This is a genomic window from Providencia sp. PROV122, from assembly GCF_028482365.1.
Taxonomy (GTDB): Bacteria; Pseudomonadota; Gammaproteobacteria; order Enterobacterales; family Enterobacteriaceae; genus Providencia; species Providencia stuartii.
Map to the genome: position 1 here is coordinate 113783 of NZ_JAMPQI010000001.1, position 21602 is coordinate 135384.

Sequence of the window (21602 nt, forward strand, 5' to 3'; positions counted from 1 at the left end):
GAAAACCTAATGTCCAAAATCGTTAAAGTGATCGGTCGTGAAATCATTGATTCTCGTGGTAACCCAACTGTAGAAGCTGAAGTTCATCTAGAAGGTGGCTTTGTTGGTTTAGCAGCCGCGCCATCAGGTGCATCTACAGGTTCTCGTGAAGCACTGGAACTGCGTGATGGTGATAAATCACGTTTTCTGGGCAAAGGCGTTCTGAAAGCGGTTGCCGCTGTTAATGGCCCAATTGCAGAAGCGCTGATTGGCCAAAATGCAAAAGACCAAGCGACTATCGATAAGATCATGATTGATCTAGATGGTACTGATAACAAATCTAAATTTGGTGCGAACGCGATTTTGGCTGTGTCATTAGCTAACGCGAAAGCGGCAGCAGCGGCAAAAGGTATGCCTCTTTATGAGCATATTTCTGACCTAAACGGTACTCACGGTCAATATTCAATGCCTCTGCCAATGATGAACATCATCAATGGTGGTGAGCACGCTGACAATAACGTCGACATTCAAGAGTTCATGATCCAGCCAGTTGGTGCTTCAACACTGAAAGACGCTGTTCGCATGGGTTCTGAAATTTTCCATCACCTAGCGAAAGTACTGAAAGCTAAAGGCATGAACACCGCTGTTGGTGATGAAGGTGGTTATGCGCCAAACCTAGAATCTAACGCTGCTGCACTAGGTGCTATTAAAGAAGCTGTTGAGCAAGCTGGTTATGTATTAGGTAAAGATGTCACTCTGGCGATGGACTGTGCGGCTTCTGAGTTCTATAACAAAGAAACTGGCAACTATGAGCTAAAAGGTGAAGGTAAAACCTTTACTTCTGAAGAGTTCACTCATTATTTAGAAGGTCTGACTAAAGAGTATCCAATCGTTTCTATCGAAGATGGCTTGAACGAATCTGATTGGGATGGTTTTGCATACCAAACTAAAGTGCTTGGTGACAAAATCCAATTGGTTGGTGACGATCTGTTTGTTACAAACACTAAGATCCTCAAAGAAGGTATTGAGAAAGGCATTGCTAACTCTATCCTGATTAAATTCAACCAAATCGGTTCTCTGACTGAAACATTGGCTGCTATCAAAATGGCGAAAGATGCGGGTTACACTGCGGTTATCTCTCACCGTTCAGGTGAAACTGAAGATGCAACCATTGCAGACTTAGCGGTTGGTACTGCGGCAGGCCAAATCAAAACAGGTTCTATGAGCCGTTCTGACCGTGTTGCTAAATACAACCAATTGATCCGCATTGAAGAAGCATTGGGTGACCGTGCTCCATTCAATGGTCTGAAAGAAGTTAAAGGCCAAGCATAATTTAAGCTAGGTTGAGTTATTTCTCAAAACGGGGAGCATTGTCTTCCCGTTTTTTATTAGCCCCCATCCCCCCATTTTTTTGTTTAAATTTCTTTATCTTTTGCTAAGGAATTACACGGACTCATCATTTTTTAGATGTTCACAAAATCGATAGTTTTTTATGTATCAAATGAAAAAAGTGTTTAATTGCGCGGTACAGCTCTCAATTTTGCATCATCTACATTTGAATTTCATTCGATTAACTCTATATTCCCCATACTGTAAATAAATATTAACAAGAGCTTGGGCACTAGGATGCTGATAAGCCAATGGAGTGAATATGGATGCTTCTGAATCTCTGAAACCTTCTGTTGGGCCAACGCCATCAAATGTAAAAGGTTGGGTGATTTTAGCGGTTGATATCGTATTGCTAATTTTACTTTTAAAATATTTACCATTTGATGATAAAGCGAATGCTGGGCTTGCAATGATGGTATTTATTGGTGTGCTTTGGTTGACTGAAGCGATACACGTTACTATCACTGCATTATGTATCCCAATCTTAGCGGTTGGTCTTGGTTTGATGAATACAGGCGATGCCTTGAAGTCATTTGCAAACCCAATTATTTTCCTATTTTTTGGTGGTTTTGCTTTGGCGACAGCGTTGCATATTCAAGGCCTAGACCGGCTGATCGCTAACCGTTTATTAATGGTAGCACGTGGGCGTTTATCCGTAGCCGTGGTGTTGCTATTCGGTGTAACGGCACTGCTATCAATGTGGATTAGTAACACGGCAACAGCCGCGATGATGCTACCCCTTGTGTTAGGTATCCTTTCTAATTTGGATGCGCGTCATGAACGTAACACCTTCGTGTTTGTTCTATTAGGTGTTGCTTATAGTGCGAGTATTGGTGGTTTAGGTACCATTGTTGGTAGTCCACCAAACGCAATCGCAGCTTCTGCACTTGGCTTGGATTTCTTGTCATGGATGAAATATGGCATTCCAATTATGGTTGTGCTGTTACCAATGATGTTTGTGCTGATGTTTATGATGCTACGTCCAAATTTGAAGCATCGCTTTGAATTAGAGCTAGAGCATGTGGAATGGAATGGTAAACGTATCACAGCGATGTGCATCTTTCTTATCGCGGTGCTGTGCTGGATCACTAGTACATTTATCAGTAAAGCATTAGGTGGCGTTAAAGATCTGGATACGATTATTGCCGTAAGTGCAGCAATACTTATCGGGGTAACTGGTGTTGCGAGCTGGGCGCAAATCCAGAAAAACACGGAATGGGGCGTATTGATGCTGTTCGGTGGTGGTTTAACACTGAGCGCTATTCTAAGTTCGTCAGGTGCAAGTAAGATTATGGCTGACTGGATGCAAATGACTTTTGGTCAAAGCCATTGGTTCGTCATTATCTTAGCGGTCACTACGTTTATCATTATCTTAACGGAATTTACAAGTAATACAGCGAGTGCGGCGTTGTTAGTACCTATTTTTGCTACCGTAGCTGAAGCATTGGGCATGCCTGTTATGGCATTGACGATGATTATTGGTATTGGTGCATCTTGTGCCTTTATGCTACCAGTGGCAACACCGCCAAATGCTATTGTCTTTGGTTCTGGTTATATCAAGCAGATCGAGATGGTGCGTGTTGGTGCAGTGTTAAACGTTGCTTGTATTATTGTGATATCACTATTTGCTTGGTTCTTCTGGCTGTAATTCGAGTCAGTCATAACCGCAAAGTGATTGGAGGCCTCATATTGATGAGGCCTCCAGCTATTTAGCCCCGCTCGGCTTAAGGTAATAGTCAAAGAGTAAAGGAATAAAATGGCATTTTATACTCAATGATTATTCGACAGTTTGTCTCACCAACTCTTGCTGGTTGCTGCCAAGGCGTAATCGTCCTGTAAGGGCAAACTGGCTATCCCCCTGTAAAGAAAAGTTCATCGCTTCAATGAGACCTTTTATATCAATCTTATTTTGTGGACACATAAAGCTGTCCTTACATTGATATCGATGGCTTTCGAGTAAAATAGAACGCCCCGTCAGTTTACCATTTTCACTTAGTTCGAATTGGCTCCCTTCACTATGCAGTGTTGTTGCTTTGTATTTTGCTCCTGAAACCAGTAGACCTTCACGAATAGAGAGAGAAGCATTACCTGAGCTACTTAGATAGTTTTGGACGGCAGAGGTGATGTTGACAGCATTTTGTAGTTTTATACGGTCAGCGAATACATTGATTTTAGATAACTGTATAGGGTTAGCTTGTTGTTGATTAATGGTGACTTGACTACCGGGAGAGACGGTAAATTTTAATTGGCTATAGTCTTTTAATGGTTTCGGTAGCAGTTTTTTGGGATCTGTTTTGTCTTTAATAAACTGTCTTTCAAAATTCCCTGCGACCAATGATAGGCTAGCAATATTGCTTGCAGAGCCGTTGTTCCATGTAATGCCATTAGGATTAGCAATGACCAAGTTGGCTGTTTGGCCTTTTATACCAATGACCCCTTGAATATTTGTAGCTTCGCTCCCGGTCACTTCGGCAAGGATCATTTTAGCGGCTTTCCCACCGAGAGCGCTATTGTCGCTGATATCATTATTAAATACTAAACCATGTTCATTAGAAGAGAGTGTTTCAAAGCGGTTAAATGAAATATGGTTCTCTAATGGAGCGGTAATATTGATGACTTTGGCTTGAGTTGTGTTGGTGGATGCGATTGCGTAGTGGTAAAAGGTAAATAAAAATAACGAGGTAATACAACGGTAACGTAGTTGCATGGTGATGCTCCTTGCAATGAAAGATCCTATAAATTTAATTAAAGTATATCGGTAAGGGAAAGCAGTTAACCATATCAAAAAATATGGGGAGATAATCAAAAACAAAAAGAGTGAACATATAATAAATAAATTATTGCTTTGATTTAATAAGAGATATTTAACTTAAGGGTATGTGAGGTGAGATTGTAAACAATGACTATCAGTAGAGCCGCAAAGATACCTATTTCAATTAAGCGTTAATTTAAATGAATAATAATGATTATTTGGTGTTTAGTATCTCTTGTGGTATCGAATGGCATTGACTGCGTCAGGCGTTATAGGGAAGGGAAGAATAATGTCACGCTTAAGCTGACAAGTAATGCATTAAAAAGGGCCACTGTTGTGGCCCTTAGCGATTATTTTAGCTGAATATAATTATTCGGCTTTTTTGACTGGATGAGCATGCTCAAGCTCTTCTGTTTTTCCTGCAAAGCGGCGACGGATCACCACGTAGAATACAGGAACGAAGAAGATAGCCAGTGAGGTTGCAGCGAACATACCACCCAGAACGCCTGTACCAACGGAGTTCTGTGCTGCTGAACCTGCACCATTACTGAATACCAGTGGGATAACACCTAACATAAAGGCCAGTGATGTCATCAGAATGGGTCGTAAACGCATTTTCACAGCTTCTAATGTCGCTTCAACTAATCCTTTGCCTTCTTTTTCCATCAAGTCTTTGGCGAATTCAACAATCAATATTGCGTTCTTCGCCGACAGACCAATGGTTGTTAAGAGGCCCACCTTGAAGTAAACGTCGTTCGACAGTCCACGAACGGAGGTAAACAGTAATGCACCGATAATACCCAATGGAACAACCAACATAACAGAGAATGGTACAGACCAGCTCTCATATAGGGCTGCCAGACATAGGAAGACAACAATCAGTGAGATAGCATACAGGGCAGGTGCCTGGTTACCAGACAAACGTTCCTGATATGACATACCTGTCCACTCATAACCAATCCCTTTCGGTAGGTTTTCAGTTGTCAGTTTTTCCATCATCAGCATAGCATCACCCGTACTTTGACCAAATGCTGCTTGCCCTTGAATGTTCATTGAAGGAACACCGTTATAACGCTCTAAACGCGGTGAACCATATTTCCAAGGATCTTGAGATTCATCCAAGAAGGCAGAGAATGGCACCATGTTCCCTTCGGCATTTCGAACATACAATGAACTAATATCCGAAGGTAGCATACGGCTTTCTGCATCACCTTGTACGTAAACTTTCTTAACACGACCACGGTCGATAAAGTCGTTTACATAAGTACCACCGAAAATTGAACTAAGCGTTGCATTGATATCTGCAATAGCGACACCTTGTGCTTGCGCTTTTTGTTGATCAATATAGATACGGTATTGTGATGTATCATCTTGCCCGTTAGGACGAACACCTTGCAAAATTTCAGGGTGTTGAGCCGCTAAACCAAGTAACTGGTTACGTGCCGCCATTAAGGCATCATGTCCTAAGTTACCTTGGTCAACCAATTCAAAGTCAAAGCCGTTGGCCGTACCTAACTCAACAATAGCAGGTAGGTTAAAGGCGTAAATCAATGCTTCTTGCTTTTGTGATAGTGCAGCGTTTGCACGACCCACAATCGCTTCAACGTGGTTTTCATCGCCTTTACGTTCACTCCAATTCTTCAGAACCACGAATGCGAGACCCATGTTTTGGCCTTGACCCGCGAAACTGAATCCACCCACGGTAAAGACAGACTCAACGTTACGTTCTTCTTTGGTATGGAAGTAAGTGTTAACTTCATCCAGTACAGCTTGTGTTTGCTCTTGCGTTGATCCTGGTGGTAATTGAACCATCGCTAAGAATACCCCTTGGTCTTCTTCTGGTAAGAATGAAGAAGGAAGGCGGATAAACATTAACGCCATACCTGCCACTAATACGAGATAAATGAGCAAGTAACGGCCTGTACCATTCAACATGCGGCTAACACTATCAGTATAGTGGTGTGCTTGCTTTTCGAATGTACGGTTAAACCAGCCGAAGAACCCTTTTTGGCTACCATGACTGCCTTTTTTAATTGGCTTTAATATAGTGGCACAAAGTGCAGGGGTTAAGATCATTGCAACCAGTACCGATAAGATCATGGCTGAAACGATGGTAATGGAGAACTGACGGTAAATTGCACCTGTTGAGCCACCGAAGAAGGCCATTGGAACAAATACCGCGGACAGTACCATGGCGATACCCACCAACGCACCTTGAATTTGCCCCATGGACTTCTTGGTTGCTTCTTTTGGTGATAAACCTTCTTCTTGCATAACACGTTCAACGTTTTCAACCACAACGATGGCGTCATCCACGAGAAGACCGATAGCGAGTACCATCGCAAACATGGTTAAGGTGTTGATCGAGTATCCAAATGCGGCCAAGACGGCAAATGTTCCCAACAAGACGACAGGAACCGCAATTGTTGGTATCAATGTGGCACGAATGTTCTGTAAGAACAGATACATTACTACAACAACCAGCATGATTGCTTCAACGAGCGTTTTAACAACTTCGTTAATCGAAATCTTAACGAATGGCGTTGTATCATATGGATAAACAATTTCTAACCCTTCAGGGAAGAATGGTTCCATATTCGCTAGTGCTGCACGGACATTGTTCGCCGTATCCAGCGCGTTAGCGCCCGTCGCTAGCTTAATACCGATACCTGCTGCGGCTTTACCATTAAATCGCGCAATGGTGCTGTAGTTTTCAGCGCCAAGTTCAACCGTTGCTACATCTTTTAAACGTACTTGAGAACCGTCTTTATTGACTCGTAAGAGGATATTGGCGAATTCTTCAGGGTTGTTTAAACGGGTTTGTGCAATGATAGAAACGTTCAAGCGTTGGCCTGCAACTGGAGGTGTTCCCCCTAATTGACCTGCCGCCACTTGGTTGTTTTGTACTTTAATTGCATTGATAACATCGGTTGTTGTCATGTTGTACTTAACGAGCATTTCTGGTTTTAACCAGATACGCATCGCATATGGCGTACCAAACAACTGTGTTTCACCAACACCATTAACACGGCTAAGTGGGTCTTTAATATTAGAGCCAACGTAGTCGGCAATATCATATTGTCCCATTGAGCCATCGGCAGAAACGAAGCCGGCTACCATTAAGAATGAGCTGGTAGATTTATCAACGCTAATACCTTGTTGCTGTACTTCTTGGGGAAGTAATGGCATCGCGAGCTGAAGTTTGTTTTGCACTTGAACCTGTGCAATGTCGCCATCCGTACCGGCTTCAAACGTCAGCATGATATTAGCAGAACCTGATGAATCACTGGTTGATGACATATACACCAAGTTATCGATACCATTCATATTCTGTTCGATAACCTGAGTCACTGTGTTCTGTACCGTCGATGCATCGGCGCCCGGATAGTTTGCCGAGATAGAAACAGACGGCGGTGCAATGGTCGGATACTGTGCCACAGGTAACTTGATAATTGCCAACAGACCAGCAAGCATAGTAATAATAGCAATTACCCATGCAAAAATTGGTCTTTCTATAAAAAACTTAGGCATTAATCAACCGCTCCCTTACTTAGACTTTTGTTCAGGTTGTGCCTGATTGTCTATAGATTGCGCTTCTAAATTAGCTTCCTTAGGAACGACAACAAGACCTGGTTTGATTTTTTGGAGGCCAATCACAATAACGCGATCGCCATCTTGCAAACCATCAGTGACTAGCCATTTGTTGCCTACAGCTTGTGCTGTTTTTACTTTTCGGACTTCAACTTTATCGTCTTTACCTACCACCATGACTTGAGCGTCACCTTGTGGAGTACGAGCCAAACCTTGTTGAGGAACCAAAATCGCTTTTTCCATGACACCATCTTCTAAGATAGCGCGCACAAACATTCCTGGCATAAGCTCTTTATTTGGGTTCGGGAAGACTGCTCTCATTGTGATTGAACCTGTTGTTTCATCCACAGTGACATCAGAGAATTCCAGAGCACCTTTTTGGGCATACTCTTGGCCATTATTAATGACTAAGCTCACAGGGGCTTTGCCCGGCTCTTTTTGTAGAGCGCCTTTTTCTATCTCGTTACGTAGACGCAAGAAATCTTCACTGGATTGCGTCACATCAACATAGATAGGGTCAAGCTGTTGAACTCGCATCAACTCAGTGGCTTGACCAGAAGAAACTAAAGCACCTTCGGTGACATTTGATTTCCCCGTGCGACCACTGATTGGCGCAGTAACTTTGGTATAGTTCAGATTAATACGCGCAGTTTCAACGGCAGCTTCTGCTGCTTTCACAGCCGCTAAAGCTTGTGCATAAGTTGATGTTGCCTGATCGTATTCTTGCTGACTAATGTAATTAGTACCTAAAAGTGGCTTGTAGCGTTTTACCGTCAAACCGGCCAAATTTGCATTAGCTTGCGCTTTAGCAAGTTCAGCTTTCGCACTATCATAAGTGGCTTGGAAAGGCGCTGGATCTATCTGATATAAAGACGTTCCGGCCTCAACATCGCTACCTTCTTTGTAGTTACGTTTGAGTATAATGCCACTTACCTGTGGACGGACCTCTGCGACACGATATGCGGATGTACGTCCAGGTAATTCGGTCTTGATAGTCAGAGGTTCGGCTTTTAGCGTAACAATTCCTACTTCAGGCGCCGGGCGTTCACCGCCACCTTTCTGTTCATCGTTACAACCTGATAAAGCTAAGCCACCTGAAAGAACCAACAGAGCCAGAGGTAACACCCCTCTGTTTTTTCGCATAAGTTAACCTCAATTAATCAACATGAGTAAAAAACAATATAAGAAAAATGGTAAACAATAAGATTTATCACTATGCTATAGTACAAACATACACGAATGTATGTAAATCAGCTTTGTCGATAAACGAGTTACAATGGCACGAAAAACTAAACAACAGGCCGAAGAAACCCGTCAGGAAATTTTAGATGCTGCCATCAAAACCTTTTCTGAACGAGGTGTATCGGCGACATCTTTAGCCGATATTGCCAAATCCGCTGGTGTGACCCGCGGAGCGATATACTGGCATTTCAAAAATAAAGTCGACCTATTCCACCAAGCTTGTGAGTTTAGTGACAGTCAAATACAACAGGCCGAAAATTATTATCGTTTGAAGTATAGTAATGATCCACTGGCAATTCTAAAAGAAATTTTAGTTTATATTTTGACAGATTTTATTGAAAGCCCTAAAAACCGCGCTTTGATGGATATTCTGTTCCACAAGTGTGAATTGGTAGGGGAAATGGCGGCCATTGTTGATTTAAAAAAAGAGAATTACGTTGCTAGCCATCATCGTATCATTGAACTCCTACGCCATTGTGTTGAAGCAGGGCAACTCCCAGCTAATCTCGATTTAGAGTGTGGGGCAATTATGATCCGCGCCATGATGGCTGGGTTACTTGAAAACTGGTTATTGCAGCCTGATAGTTTTAAGATACATAAACGTACGGAAATATTGGTGGAAACGATGCTAGAAACATTGAAATACAGTCCATCATTACGCGTAAAAACGGATCAGACTGAATAACCGGAGAAAATACCATGTCATCAATTTTGATTATTGCTAATGGCGCCCCTTATGGTAATGAAACTTTATTTAACTCATTACGTTTGGCGATTACACTCAAAGAGCAGCACCCACAAACAGAACTGAAAGTGTTTTTAATGTCAGATGCGGTTACAGCGGGTCTTAAGGGGCAAAAGCCGAAAGAAGGATATAATATTCAACAGATGTTGGAAATTCTAACGGCACAGCAAGTGGCGGTGAAATTATGCAAAACCTGCACAGATGCACGTGGTGTGAGTGAACTTCCCTTAGCCGATGGCGTGGAAATTGGCACTTTAGTTGAACTTGCAGCTTGGACATTAGAAGCAGATAAGGTTCTGACATTTTAAAAATATAATGTGCTGTTAGCAAAAGTTAGCAGTACATTATTGGCTCAACAAGATACAAAAAACCTTTTATGGGTTCATCCATGCAGACGACTAAATATCAATGGGTTCGGCAATTCATCATGATTTGCGCACTCTTTATGTTGCTTTTTTCTGGCTATAGCCATGCGGTGGTAAATAGCTCTCTTCCAAATAAAAATGATATTCAAAATAAACTGAATACATTAAATAAAAAAAGCCATCCTAGTGCTGAAGATAAACTGGCTATTGCAGATATTGAAAAGTCGCTGGGTTTTTATGATGAGTTAAACAAACTTGATAGCAAGTCGGATGAACTGCAAAAAAGTCTAGATAGAGCGGGTGAAGATGCAAGGCATGCTGTTCGTGCTTTGCAGCAGCTTAAAAAGAGTAGCGAAGAAGATGCACTGAATTTTGCTAATAGCATCAAAAACATTCCCCAAAGTCAGCTGGAAACTATGCTCAGTAATACCTTAGAGCAGCTACAAGCAGAGCAAAATGATTTGGCTAGCTATAATAGCTATTTAATTAGTTTGCAAACTCAGCCTGAAAGGGCGCAAACCATCATGTTGGAGAATGCTCGTCGGTTACAAGAAATTCGCAATGAATTAAATAATGTATTTAATGACTCGGCAAAGTTACGCGATACGCAAATTGAGCTACTGCAAATAGAGCAGAATTATTTGCAACAACAAAATGAATATCAAAAGCGGGTATTACAAGGCAATACTCAGTTGCAAGAAGTATTACAAAAGCAACGTGACTATACGATTTTTTATATCGAACAACTTGAAAAACGGATTGAATTGCTTCAATCCTATATCAGTGATAAACGGCTTAATGACTCTGAAGCAACGGCAAGAGAAGCACAAACCTCCACTGAAAGCGATTTACAACTAAAACAAAACCCATTAATTCAAAAAGAATTAGCGATGAATAATGCCCTGAGTGAGCGCTTGATTGAAGTCACTCAAGGAAATAACCGCATGGTACAAAATAGCATTCGCGTGAAAGCGTGGCTAGAACGAGCAACGCAATCAGAACGCAACTTGAAAGAGCAAATTAATGTCCTACGTGGAAGCCTATTGTTATCGCGTATTTTATTCCAGCAACAAATTGACCTTCCTGATGATATTTTAACCAAAAATCTGCCTAATACGATTGCTGATTTACGTCTGGAGCAGTTTGACGTTAATCAACAACGTGACGCTTTATACCAAGTGAATAATTATATTGCGAATATAGAAAAGCAATTAGCAGAAAAATCAGGCGCTGAGCAAGGTAATAGCCAATTACTTTCCACAGAAGATAAAGAGGCATTAACGAAGCTGCTGGATGTAAGGCGTGAATTACTAGATGAATTAAACCTGCAATTAGGTAACCAAATTTCTCAGGCCATTAATTTGCAGCTCGACCAAAAACAGTTATTGAGTGTAGTGAGTTCACTGGAACATACGTTGGCGCAACAAATTTTCTGGGTAAACAGTAATAAGCCGATCGACCTTACTTGGGTCAGTGCATTTCCAGAAGCGGCAACACAACAAATCAATAATTTTGATTTTAGCCTGTCAAAAGGCAGCATCAAAAAAGGAATAACAAACTCATTATTTGTCGTTGTTCCACTGCTATTATTGGCGTTAGTGTTTGTTTGGTTATACCACAAAATTTCGGCTCGCCTACAACAGATAAATCAAAGCTTATCTAGCTTAAGGCAAGATAGTTTATTAAATACGCCATTCGCGCTGTTCTTGACTCTTTTGCAAACCTTACCGACGGCGTTAGTGCTGGTGGCTTTAGGTTATTGGTTTTTAAAAACGGGTAATGTTCAAGGCGAATTTGTTTGGGCGCTCTGTTTGCAATTAGCCACTTTTTGGGTGTTATTTGAATTAACTTGGCGTGTGTTAAAACCCAAAGGAATTGCAGAAAAACATTTTGGTATTGACCCCAAATTTGCCGCACAAACACGGCGTCGAGTAACGCGTCTGTCACTGCCTTTATTGCCATTAATTTATTTTTCTACGTATGGGGTGATTAATCCTCTAAAAGTTTCTGAAGACGTGATTGGGCAATTAATTGTTTTATTGTCATTGTTGATGCTGTTTATTTTTACATTGCCATTTTGCAAACATATTTGGAAAGAGAAGGGCAGCCATTTAACGCGTTCAGTAGTGATAACAATATTAACGTTCTCGCCTTTGGTATTGATTGGTTTAATGATGGCTGGGTACTACTATACAACGTTGCGTCTTGCTAATCGTTGGTTAGATAGCCTGTATTTATTGCTGCTTTGGTATATCACTTATAATGCGTGTTTACGTGGTCTAACATTAGTGGCTCGGAAACTCGCTTATCAACGCGCAATTGAGCGTCGTAAAGCACAAAACCAAGAGGAGAGTGAGAACGAGCCAATTAAAGAGCCACCAATGACGATTGAGCTTATTAGCCAACAATCATTGCGCTTAACCACAATGGTCTTGTTTATTATCTTTGCATTAGGTTTTTATGCCATTTGGTCTGATTTCATTACTATTTTCTCATTTTTAGATAGTGTTGATTTATGGCATTACACGGCAACGACCGCCGAAGGTAGCAACACCTTACAGTCGGTGACCTTAGCAAACTTATTATTGGCTATGGTGATTATTGTGGTGGCATGGATCATGACTCGTAACTTGCCGGGATTATTAGAGGTTTTAGTATTATCACGGTTAAAATTACGTCAAGGCTCAACCTACGCGATCACGACAATTTTAACTTACATTATTGTCGGGATCGGGGCGATAACTTCTCTAGGTATGCTAGGTATCACATGGAGCAAATTGCAATGGTTAGCGGCCGCATTAACGGTTGGTTTAGGTTTTGGTTTGCAGGAAATCTTTGCTAACTTTGTTTCCGGGATCATTTTGTTATTTGAGCGCCCGATCCGTATTGGCGATACCGTGACTATCGGCACCTACTCAGGTACGGTGAGTAAGATCCGTATTCGAGCAACAACCATAATTGATTTTGATCGCAAAGAAGTGATCATCCCAAATAAAGCATTTGTAACGGAACGCCTAATTAACTGGTCGCTTTCAGATACCGTCACGCGGATCACGGTTGCACTTGGTGTGGCATACGGCTCTGATCTCGATAAAGTGAAACAAGTGCTACTTAATGCGGCGACATCGAATAGTAAGGTGATGACAGATCCTGCACCAGCGGTATATTTCACAGGATTTGGGGCGAGCACCTTAGATCATGAATTGCGTTTTTATGTACGCCAAATTGGTGATAGAGGAACGACCAGCGATGAAGTACACCGTGCAATCGACAGGTTATGCCGTGAAAACGATATCAATATCGCCTTTAACCAACTAGAAGTTCACCTTCATAATGACCAAGGTGAAGTGATCCAAGAAATTAAGCGTGACCCAAATTTAAAGAAAGGGGATAACGATTAACACGGTTTAGTCATCGGTTAAACAGGTTGCTTCGGCAGCCTGTTTGACTAAATAGTCATGTTTTACAATTTCAAGGGCTTTGAGAACAATATCAGTTTCAATATCTGATGTTTCAAGTAAGTAGATTAAATCAACAGCAAGCTGTGTTTCTTTTGGGGCATCTTTTAAAGAATCCATTCTGACTCCTTATTATTGACAGCGGGCTATTATGATACGAATTTTTTGCTATTTATATATTGATAGATATTAAATTTTTATCGAAATGTGAGCAAGTTGATATTATTTAATGATAACGGTGATGATTTTCACTGTAAAACATGAACAGATATTGAGCATATTTATCATGAGTATATGAATTGCTAAATCGAATAATGATACTACTAATGTTAAATATATCGGAAAATTATTAATTCAACTCATCTTTTATTGATGACTGAAAATAGATTGCATTGATTTGATAATCTAAAAATTGTTATTTCTTTATTTATTAACATTATGACAGTATATTTATTGTTATTGAATTATATGCGTGCTAATGTTGCTAGTTATTATTAGTGGTATAACTAGGTGATTTTGTGGTGAAATTATCAGAAAGTTTTTATTTAACAATTTGTATAGTGATAAGTTTTATTGTTACTTATTATATTGCAGGTATTGATGCGACGTTATGGAGCTCGCTATCAACACTTCATGGTTATACTATTTTTAATAAAGCCACACGTTATAAAAATATAATTTATTCATTATTATGCTCGCTGTTTGTTTTTGTAGGAACTGCACTTGGCTACTATTTAGGTTTTAGCTATCTATTTTTTATTGTTTTATTCTTATCACCTTTTTTCTACTATCAACTTTATAATGTTGACTCCTCTTTAGAGATGTCATTTAAGTACTTTATGATTTTCTTCATCATAGGGGCGACATTGAATAAATCCAGTTTTGATGGTCTGGTGATAGGGTTACTGATCGGGACGTTCATAACACTAACCTTTTGTTATAGCATCAGTAAACGGAAGAAAATTACTTTTTTTCAAATTAAAAGGTATATTTCATTAAAAAGGGATAGGGTCACTTACCATTTGATCTGCCAGTCACTGATCTACGCAGTTGGTTTATTATGTTGTGTCTTATCATCAAGAGCAATCAACGTTGATCACTTCTTTTGGGCACCTTTGACCTTTATTTTTGTATTAAATCCTAAGTTAACAAATATTGTTAAATTAACTCGTGATAGAGTGATTGGCACATTGATTGTTGTTTTTGTTCTTTACTTAGCATTTAACGCATCGGTATTAATGCCATACATTGGTTTTGCATTAATTCTTCTCTTTTCGTTTTTAATTCCAATTAGTAATACAAAGAAAAATAACGTATTTGGAACAATTTGTCTCACAGGGCTTGTATTATCGCTTATTGAAATGTCGATTTACTTTAATAATGTTGACTATCACTTATTGTCCGAAAGGATCATGGAAACATTGATAGGGGGTCTATTTGCGATAGTAAGTAGCTACTGTATTAAATTGGTTATGAAAGGTAAGTAATCAATATTATTAATATAAAGCAATGTGTAGCCTTCGTTTTCTGTTATGGAATGAGGCTACATCCAAAAATGGTTCGCTTTATTTAATCTAAATATTGATTTTCTTGATGTTCTATTGCTTTTTCGATTCGTATCAACGCTTGTCGGCAACGGTATAAACGGCCGGCTAATGCGGCGATATCTTTTTGGCATTGGTGGCGTTGTGCCTGATTGGTTAGACTGTTTAGCTGTAATTCGCGTTCACTCACCATTGCTAATAAACGGCGCTCATAGTCTTGATGTTGGGATAAACGCTCATATAGGTCGACTTGCTCTTTCTTTTCTTGATAATGACTCTCCTTTTTACGTAAGCCCTGTGTCGATAGTTCACGAGACAGCGCTTGAATTTGGTGAGCAATTTTTTCTGTCAGAAAGTTAACTTGTTCTTTATGGTTGAGTGACACACTGTGACAAAGTTGCTGATACAACTTATCTAACTCTTTCTGGCAATCTCCTAGATGCGTTGATTTTGTACTAAAAAGCTGAGTATCAAAGCGAGCGTGTGAAAATTCCTGATCTGCAATAGGCGCAATACGAGCTTGCAATGCGTCAATTTGCGTTTTTAGCGCATCTAAAAGAGGCTGTACTTTCATTTTTGTTCTCGCTAAAAGTGAAAAATCATGGAAAATTGATGTGTAACAATAAAACTTGCCGCAAATAAGCAGCCCCTTATTGCATTTTTATGGTACTTTAAATAGATTCTACCTTTTCGTGTTTACTATACTGATTGGCACTTATTATGACTGCTAAAGAGCAACAACTGCAATTAATTAAAGAAAGTATTGCAACCATCCCTAATTACCCAAAAGAAGGGGTGCTATTTCGCGATATTACCACACTATTAAATAACCCTGCTGCTTATCAGGCCACCATCGATTTGTTGGTTGACCATTACAAAGATAAAGGGGTAACTAAAATTGTAGGTACTGAAGCCCGCGGTTTTCTGTTTGGTGCACCAGTCGCATTACGTTTAGGGGTTGGTTTTGTTCCTGTACGTAAAAAAGGGAAATTGCCCCGTGAAGTATTAAGTATGACCTATGACTTGGAATATGGTACAGATACTCTTGAAATCCATCGAGACAGTATCCAGCCTGAAGATAACGTCTTAGTCATTGATGACCTGCTGGCAACAGGGGGAACGATTGAAGCGACAGTAAGAATGATCAAGCAACTCGGTGCTAAAATTGTTGATGCTGCCTTCATTATTAGCCTACCTGATTTAGGTGGCGAGGAGCGCCTTGCCGCAGAAGGGATCCACTCATTTAGCTTAGTCGAGTTCCCAGGTCACTAATTCTCGTTTCCTCACTATTTTCCTTACTATTTTTATCACGGTCTCGCCGTAAGGGCAGAGGCTGTGGTAGCATGGTGCTATATACCATGTTTAGAAACTGCATAATTCATGAGCTATCAGGTACTTGCCCGTAAGTGGCGCCCCCAAAAATTTTCAGATGTCGTAGGTCAACAACATGTATTGACCGCGCTTGCAAATGGTCTGGAACACCAGAGGCTTCACCACGCCTATCTTTTTTCAGGCACTCGTGGTGTCGGCAAGACGACAATTGCTCGTCTGTTTGCTAAAGGTCTTAACTGTGAAACGGGGATCACTGCGACACCTTGTGGTAAATGCACAAATTGCCAAGAGATAGAACAAGGGCGGTTTGTGGATTTGATTGAAATTGATGCGGCATCCAGAACAAAGGTGGAAGATACGCGAGAGCTACTGGATAACGTTCAGTATGCCCCTGCACGTGGACGCTTCAAAGTTTATCTGATTGACGAAGTTCATATGCTATCGCGCCATAGCTTCAATGCGTTGTTAAAAACCCTTGAAGAGCCGCCTGAACATGTCAAATTTCTTTTGGCGACGACAGATCCGCAAAAATTGCCAGTGACTATTTTGTCACGTTGCTTGCAATTCCACCTAAAAGCGTTGGATGTCAGCCAGATCAGCGAGCAACTTGAGCATATTCTCACCGCAGAAAATATTGAACACGATACTCGCGCGCGCCAACTGATCTCTCGCGCTGCTGATGGCAGTTTGCGAGATGCCCTCAGCCTAACTGACCAAGCGATTGCGATGGGGCAAGGAAAAGTGACGGCAGATATTGTCAGTCAAATGCTCGGCACGCTCGATGATGAGCAGCCACTCGCTATCATCGAAGCCTTGGTTCGAGCTGACGGTATTGCGGTCATGTCAGAGGTAGAGCATGCGGCGAGCCGAGGAGCGGATTGGGAGAATTTGCTGGTTGAAATCCTCTCCTTGTTGCATCGTATTGCCATGATCCAGCTGTTACCAGCCGTTAAAGAGACGGATCCATCATCGACAGAGGGGCGGCTCAGGCAAATTGCCCGAATGATCTCACCTGCTGATTTGCAACTCTTTTATCAAACCTTGCTTGTTGGTCGTCGAGATCTTCCCTATGCCCCTGAGCGTCGCATGGGGGTTGAAATGGCGCTGTTACGTGCACTGGCATTCCATCCCAAAAGCATTATTGAGGAGCCAGTGACACCCACGGTAGTGGCTGCACCAGCACCGACAGCGATAGAGCCTGCTCGTTCTGTACCGCCTAAGCCAACAGCGGCAACAGCAAATGCTGCAATATCGGAAAATAGCCCGACATTGCAGCTACTAAAAGCAAAGGAAGCGTTACACTCCTCTCAAAATGAGGGACCTGACGCAAAAAAGAATAAACCGGCCGCGCCTGAAAAGGCTAAGCCGGCGATGTCAGCACTTGAGAGGCTGGCCGCCGTCACTAGCCAGCACCAACAAAATATGGCTAGCCGCGCATCTGACGCAAAAAAAGCGGCGAAACCAAAACCTTATCAGTGGCGTCCACAGTCTGAAGAGGCTAATACCAAAGAGGCGGTTACAACACCAACAGAAATAAAAGAAGCGTTGGAATATGAGAAAACCCCGGAATTAGCCGCGAAAATTACTGAAGAAGGTCGGGCGCGTGATAGCTGGTCTGCCGAGATCGCACAATTAAATATTCCTAAGCTGGTTGAACAATTAGCTTTGAATTCATATATAGAGAAAATAGACAGCTCGCACATTGTACTTCATTTACGCTCAGCACAGCGTCATTTGAATAAGCCTTCAGCGCATGAAGCGTTACAAAGTGCATTGAGCCAACATTATGGTCAACCTGTTGAACTGAAAATCGTTCAAGATGATAATACGGCAGTAAAAACGCCACTTGAATGGCGACAGGCGATTTATGAAGAGAAACTGGCGCAAGCCCGTCAGTCAATTATTGCGGATAAAACGATTCAAAAGCTACGCTCAATGTTTGATGCGCAGCTAGATGAAGAGAGTATTCGCCCCGTTTAACGCTACAGTCTCTGTTAGTAAGCTGTAGCCTCAGTAGTGAGAGATAACTATGTTTGGTAAAGGTGGTTTGGGCAATTTGATGAAACAAGCCCAACAAATGCAAGAAAAAATGCAGAAAGTTCAGGAAGAAATCGCCAATCTAGAAGCAACAGGCGAATCTGGTGCCGGCCTAGTCAAAGTTACCATCAATGGTTCACATAACTGCCGCCGTGTTGAAATCGATCCGAGTCTTCTTGAAGATGACAAAGAGATGCTAGAAGACTTAATTGCGGCAGCATTTAATGATGCGGCTCGCCGTATCGAAGAAACGCAAAAAGAAAAAATGGCAAGTGTTTCCAGTGGAATGCAATTGCCACCAGGCTTTAAGATGCCGTTCTAATGCAAACAAGTCCGCTTCTTGAGTCATTGATGGAAGCCTTGCGCTGTCTCCCTGGTGTAGGACCAAAGTCAGCGCAGCGTATGGCATTTCATCTGCTTCAGCGTGATCGTAGTGGCGGCATGCGCCTTGCGCAGTCGCTCACTCGAGCCATGTCTGAAATTGGTCATTGTCGCGATTGCCGCACCTTTACAGAACAAGAGGTGTGCAATATTTGTGAAAATCCACGTCGCCAACAAAACGGGTTGATCTGTGTGGTCGAAAGTCCAGCAGATATCTATGCTGTTGAGCAGACAGGGCAATTTTCTGGGCGCTACTTTGTACTGATGGGGCATTTATCACCCCTTGATGGTATTGGGCCGATGGATATTGGGCTTGATAGGCTAGAAGAAAGGTTGTCTTCTGAAACCATTATCGAAGTGATACTTGCGACAAACCCAACTGTAGAAGGTGAAGCGACGGCAAACTATATTGCACAAATGTGTGCCCAATATGGGGTGGCTGCAAGCCGCATTGCGCATGGCGTACCTGTCGGTGGTGAATTAGAAATGGTTGACGGCACAACGCTATCGCATTCACTTGCGGGTCGTCAGCGCCTCTAATTTTTACTCCAAGCTACAGCTTTACAGGCTTCCTAACTATCTGAGTCACATACTTAGGTATGCGACTTGGAGTGCGTACGCTTACGGCCCGCTGTAGCTCGCAACTTCCCGCGTTTCGCCATTCTTTTTTCGCTTTTCGTTAGCTGTTATCTTTATTGTCGTAATGCATTTTTTACCTTAATGAGTTGAATTCCTATTTTTTGCCCCCAATTAAACTCCATCGATAAGTCAAAATTATCCCATTAGATTGATGATATAAGAGGCATTAATGAGTATGAAAGGACAAGAAACTCGTGGGTTCCAATCCGAAGTTAAGCAACTTCTCCAGTTAATGATCCACTCTCTTTACTCAAACAAAGAAATCTTTTTGCGTGAACTTATTTCAAACGCATCTGATGCGGCAGATAAATTACGTTTTCGTGCACTTTCAAAGCCTGAGTTGTATGAAAATGATGGTGAGTTACGTGTTCGTATCAGCGCGAATAAAGAAGATGGCACCCTAACAATTAGCGATAACGGTATCGGTATGAGCCGTGATGAAGTGATTGAGAACTTAGGGACTATCGCTAAATCAGGAACAAAAGCCTTTTTAGAATCTCTGGGAAGCGACCAAGCGAAAGATAGCCAAATGATTGGTCAATTCGGTGTTGGTTTCTATTCTGCATTTATTGTGGCTGATAAAGTGACCGTCCGCAGCCGTGCGGCTGGTGCAGCAGCAGATCAAGGGGTATTTTGGGAATCAGCAGGTGAAGGCGAATACACTATCGCTGATATCGAAAAAGCCGATCGTGGTACGGAAATAACCCTTCATTTACGCGAAGATGAGAAAGAATTTTTAGATAGCTGGCGCTTGCGCTCGGTAATCAGCAAATACTCTGACCATATTGCATTGCCTGTTGAGATTGAAGTTAAGAACGAAGAAGATGGCACTATCACTTGGGAAAAAATCAACCAAGCGAAAGCACTGTGGACGCGTAATAAGTCTGAAATTTCCGATGAGGAATATACCGAGTTTTATAAGCATATCTCTCATGACTATGCAGACCCACTGACTTGGTCTCATAACCGTGTTGAAGGTAAACAAGAGTACACAAGTTTACTGTATATCCCTTCACAAGCCCCGTTTGATTTGTGGAATCGTGAGCAACGCCATGGTTTGAAATTGTATGTTCAGCGCGTCTTTATTATGGATGATGCAGAACAATTTATGCCAAACTATTTACGTTTTGTCCGCGGTGTATTGGATTCAAACGACCTACCACTCAACGTGTCGCGTGAAATTTTACAAGACAGCGCATTGACTCGTAGCCTACGTAGTGCACTCACTAAACGTGTTCTGCAAATGTTAGAAAAATTGGCGAAAAACGACGCAGAAAAATACCAATCTTTCTGGCAACAGTTCGGTTTAGTTATGAAAGAAGGGCCTGCAGAGGATATGAGTAACAGTGAAGCTATCGCTAAACTGTTACGTTTTGCATCAACCCATAACGATAGCAGCGTGCAAAATGTGTCTTTGGAAGAGTATGTTGCTCGCATGGTTGAAGGTCAGGAAAAAATTTATTACATCACTGCTGATAGCTATGCTGCCGCGAAGAGCAGCCCACATTTAGAGCTATTCCGTAAGAAAGGCATTGAAGTATTGCTACTTTCTGATCGTATCGACGAATGGATGATGAACTATCTGTCAGAGTTTGATGGCAAACAGTTCCAATCTGTTAGTAAGGCTGATGAGTCACTAGATAAGCTGGCGGATGAAAACAAAGCTGAGCAAGAAGAAGCTGATAAACAGTTAGAGCCATTTGTTGAGCGAGTAAAAACGTTGCTGGGTGATCGCGTCAAAGAGGTTAAGTTAACGCATCGTTTAACGGATACCCCAGCGATTGTCACGACCAATGCGGATGAAATGAGTACTCAAATGGCGAAACTCTTTGCTGCAGCGGGTCAAACAGCGCCAGAAGTTAAATACAACTTTGAACTGAACCCTTCACACCCATTGGTTAAAAAAGCATCTGAAATAACGGATGAAGCGCTGTTTGCAGATTGGGTTAATGTGTTACTTGATCAAGCGCTATTCGCTGAACGCGGTACCTTAGAAGATCCAAACTTATTTATCCGCAAAATCAATGAATTATTAATGAAATAATGAGATAATTGATTTTCGTTTTTGAGCAAAAACCACGTTTTAGCGGGCGCTTTAGCGTGGTTTTTTTCTTTTGCGAAAGAAGTTAAATGCGAAAACGTTTACGT

At 41.6% G+C, this 21602-nt stretch carries 16 protein-coding genes; 11 read left to right on the top strand and 5 right to left on the bottom strand.

The annotated features are described in order from the left end of the window. Positions 1–9 precede the first annotated feature (9 nt). Complete coding sequence (gene eno, locus PSE69_RS00535) at positions 10–1311, top strand: phosphopyruvate hydratase (protein WP_004922479.1); 1302 nt, start codon at positions 10–12, stop codon at positions 1309–1311. A gap of 319 nt (positions 1312–1630) precedes the next feature. Then, positions 1631–3016, top strand: coding sequence for a DASS family sodium-coupled anion symporter (locus PSE69_RS00540; protein ID WP_004922475.1), 1386 nt, complete (start codon positions 1631–1633; stop codon positions 3014–3016). A gap of 129 nt (positions 3017–3145) precedes the next feature. Here the strand turns inward: PSE69_RS00540 and PSE69_RS00545 are convergent, their stop codons facing one another. The 3 genes from PSE69_RS00545 to PSE69_RS00555 all read right to left on the bottom strand — a co-directional run bounded on the left by PSE69_RS00545 (position 3146) and on the right by PSE69_RS00555 (position 8854). Continuing rightward, complete coding sequence (locus tag PSE69_RS00545) at positions 3146–4075, bottom strand: two-partner secretion domain-containing protein (protein ID WP_014656561.1); 930 nt, start codon at positions 4073–4075, stop codon at positions 3146–3148. Positions 4076–4489: 414 nt separating this feature from the next. Further along, a complete protein-coding gene (locus tag PSE69_RS00550) occupies positions 4490–7651 on the bottom strand; it encodes an efflux RND transporter permease subunit (RefSeq protein ID WP_004922465.1) in 3162 nt (1053 codons plus the stop codon). Between the two features lie 15 nt (positions 7652–7666). Continuing rightward, positions 7667–8854 carry an efflux RND transporter periplasmic adaptor subunit gene (locus PSE69_RS00555; protein WP_004922461.1) on the bottom strand — a complete coding sequence of 396 codons (1188 nt, stop codon included), beginning with the start codon at positions 8852–8854 and terminating at the stop codon, positions 7667–7669. Between the two features lie 133 nt (positions 8855–8987). On the opposite strand from PSE69_RS00555, the gene acrR reads away from it, so the two are divergent. The 3 genes from acrR to mscK all read left to right on the top strand — a co-directional run bounded on the left by acrR (position 8988) and on the right by mscK (position 13464). Next, positions 8988–9638, top strand: coding sequence for a multidrug efflux transporter transcriptional repressor AcrR (acrR, locus tag PSE69_RS00560; protein ID WP_004922458.1), 651 nt, complete (start codon positions 8988–8990; stop codon positions 9636–9638). A gap of 14 nt (positions 9639–9652) precedes the next feature. Continuing rightward, positions 9653–10006, top strand: coding sequence for a DsrE/DsrF/TusD sulfur relay family protein (locus PSE69_RS00565; RefSeq protein ID WP_004922455.1), 354 nt, complete (start codon positions 9653–9655; stop codon positions 10004–10006). Positions 10007–10086: 80 nt separating this feature from the next. Next, entirely contained in the window at positions 10087–13464 is a 3378-nt protein-coding gene (gene mscK / locus PSE69_RS00570; protein WP_230088941.1) for a mechanosensitive channel MscK, read from the top strand. A 6-nt stretch (positions 13465–13470) separates the two neighbouring features. Here the strand turns inward: mscK and PSE69_RS00575 are convergent, their stop codons facing one another. Further along, entirely contained in the window at positions 13471–13641 is a 171-nt protein-coding gene (locus tag PSE69_RS00575; protein WP_014656559.1) for a DUF2496 domain-containing protein, read from the bottom strand. A 401-nt stretch (positions 13642–14042) separates the two neighbouring features. Between PSE69_RS00575 and PSE69_RS00580 the strand changes: the two genes are divergently transcribed. After that, on the top strand, positions 14043–15008 hold the full coding sequence (locus tag PSE69_RS00580; protein ID WP_014656558.1) for an FUSC family protein: 966 nt from the start codon (positions 14043–14045) through the stop codon (positions 15006–15008). 82 nt (positions 15009–15090) lie between these two features. Here the strand turns inward: PSE69_RS00580 and priC are convergent, their stop codons facing one another. Next, positions 15091–15639, bottom strand: a complete 549-nt coding sequence (priC, locus tag PSE69_RS00585) for a primosomal replication protein PriC (protein ID WP_053110366.1) — start codon at positions 15637–15639, stop codon at positions 15091–15093. 146 nt (positions 15640–15785) lie between these two features. On the opposite strand from priC, the gene apt reads away from it, so the two are divergent. From apt to htpG, 5 genes are all read left to right on the top strand, one after another. After that, positions 15786–16337: an adenine phosphoribosyltransferase gene (apt, locus tag PSE69_RS00590; protein ID WP_004922439.1), complete on the top strand. Its 552-nt coding sequence runs from the start codon at positions 15786–15788 to the stop codon at positions 16335–16337. A gap of 108 nt (positions 16338–16445) precedes the next feature. Beyond that, entirely contained in the window at positions 16446–18377 is a 1932-nt protein-coding gene (gene dnaX, locus PSE69_RS00595) for a DNA polymerase III subunit gamma/tau (protein WP_004922436.1), read from the top strand. Positions 18378–18426: 49 nt separating this feature from the next. Then, a complete protein-coding gene (locus PSE69_RS00600) occupies positions 18427–18756 on the top strand; it encodes a YbaB/EbfC family nucleoid-associated protein (RefSeq protein WP_004922433.1) in 330 nt (109 codons plus the stop codon). Next, positions 18756–19355 (top strand): recombination mediator RecR, encoded by a 600-nt coding sequence (recR, locus tag PSE69_RS00605; protein ID WP_004922431.1) that lies wholly within the window; start codon positions 18756–18758, stop codon positions 19353–19355. The genes PSE69_RS00600 and recR overlap by 1 nt, the downstream gene beginning before the upstream one ends. A gap of 268 nt (positions 19356–19623) precedes the next feature. Continuing rightward, the gene (htpG, locus tag PSE69_RS00610) at positions 19624–21498 is read left to right on the top strand and encodes a molecular chaperone HtpG (protein ID WP_004922423.1); all 1875 of its coding nucleotides are present in this window, start codon (positions 19624–19626) and stop codon (positions 21496–21498) included. The last annotated feature ends 104 nt before the right edge of the window (positions 21499–21602 follow it).

Coding starts and splice junctions, on each gene's coding strand:
- eno (WP_004922479.1), top strand. CDS start 10: ATGTCCAAAATCGTTAAAGTGATCGGTCGTGAAATCATTGATTCTCGT.
- PSE69_RS00540 (WP_004922475.1), top strand. CDS start 1,631: ATGGATGCTTCTGAATCTCTGAAACCTTCTGTTGGGCCAACGCCATCA.
- PSE69_RS00545 (WP_014656561.1), bottom strand. CDS start 4,075: ATGCAACTACGTTACCGTTGTATTACCTCGTTATTTTTATTTACCTTT.
- PSE69_RS00550 (WP_004922465.1), bottom strand. CDS start 7,651: ATGCCTAAGTTTTTTATAGAAAGACCAATTTTTGCATGGGTAATTGCT.
- PSE69_RS00555 (WP_004922461.1), bottom strand. CDS start 8,854: ATGCGAAAAAACAGAGGGGTGTTACCTCTGGCTCTGTTGGTTCTTTCA.
- acrR (WP_004922458.1), top strand. CDS start 8,988: ATGGCACGAAAAACTAAACAACAGGCCGAAGAAACCCGTCAGGAAATT.
- PSE69_RS00565 (WP_004922455.1), top strand. CDS start 9,653: ATGTCATCAATTTTGATTATTGCTAATGGCGCCCCTTATGGTAATGAA.
- mscK (WP_230088941.1), top strand. CDS start 10,087: ATGCAGACGACTAAATATCAATGGGTTCGGCAATTCATCATGATTTGC.
- PSE69_RS00575 (WP_014656559.1), bottom strand. CDS start 13,641: ATGGATTCTTTAAAAGATGCCCCAAAAGAAACACAGCTTGCTGTTGAT.
- priC (WP_053110366.1), bottom strand. CDS start 15,639: ATGAAAGTACAGCCTCTTTTAGATGCGCTAAAAACGCAAATTGACGCA.
- apt (WP_004922439.1), top strand. CDS start 15,786: ATGACTGCTAAAGAGCAACAACTGCAATTAATTAAAGAAAGTATTGCA.
- dnaX (WP_004922436.1), top strand. CDS start 16,446: ATGAGCTATCAGGTACTTGCCCGTAAGTGGCGCCCCCAAAAATTTTCA.
- PSE69_RS00600 (WP_004922433.1), top strand. CDS start 18,427: ATGTTTGGTAAAGGTGGTTTGGGCAATTTGATGAAACAAGCCCAACAA.
- recR (WP_004922431.1), top strand. CDS start 18,756: ATGCAAACAAGTCCGCTTCTTGAGTCATTGATGGAAGCCTTGCGCTGT.
- htpG (WP_004922423.1), top strand. CDS start 19,624: ATGAGTATGAAAGGACAAGAAACTCGTGGGTTCCAATCCGAAGTTAAG.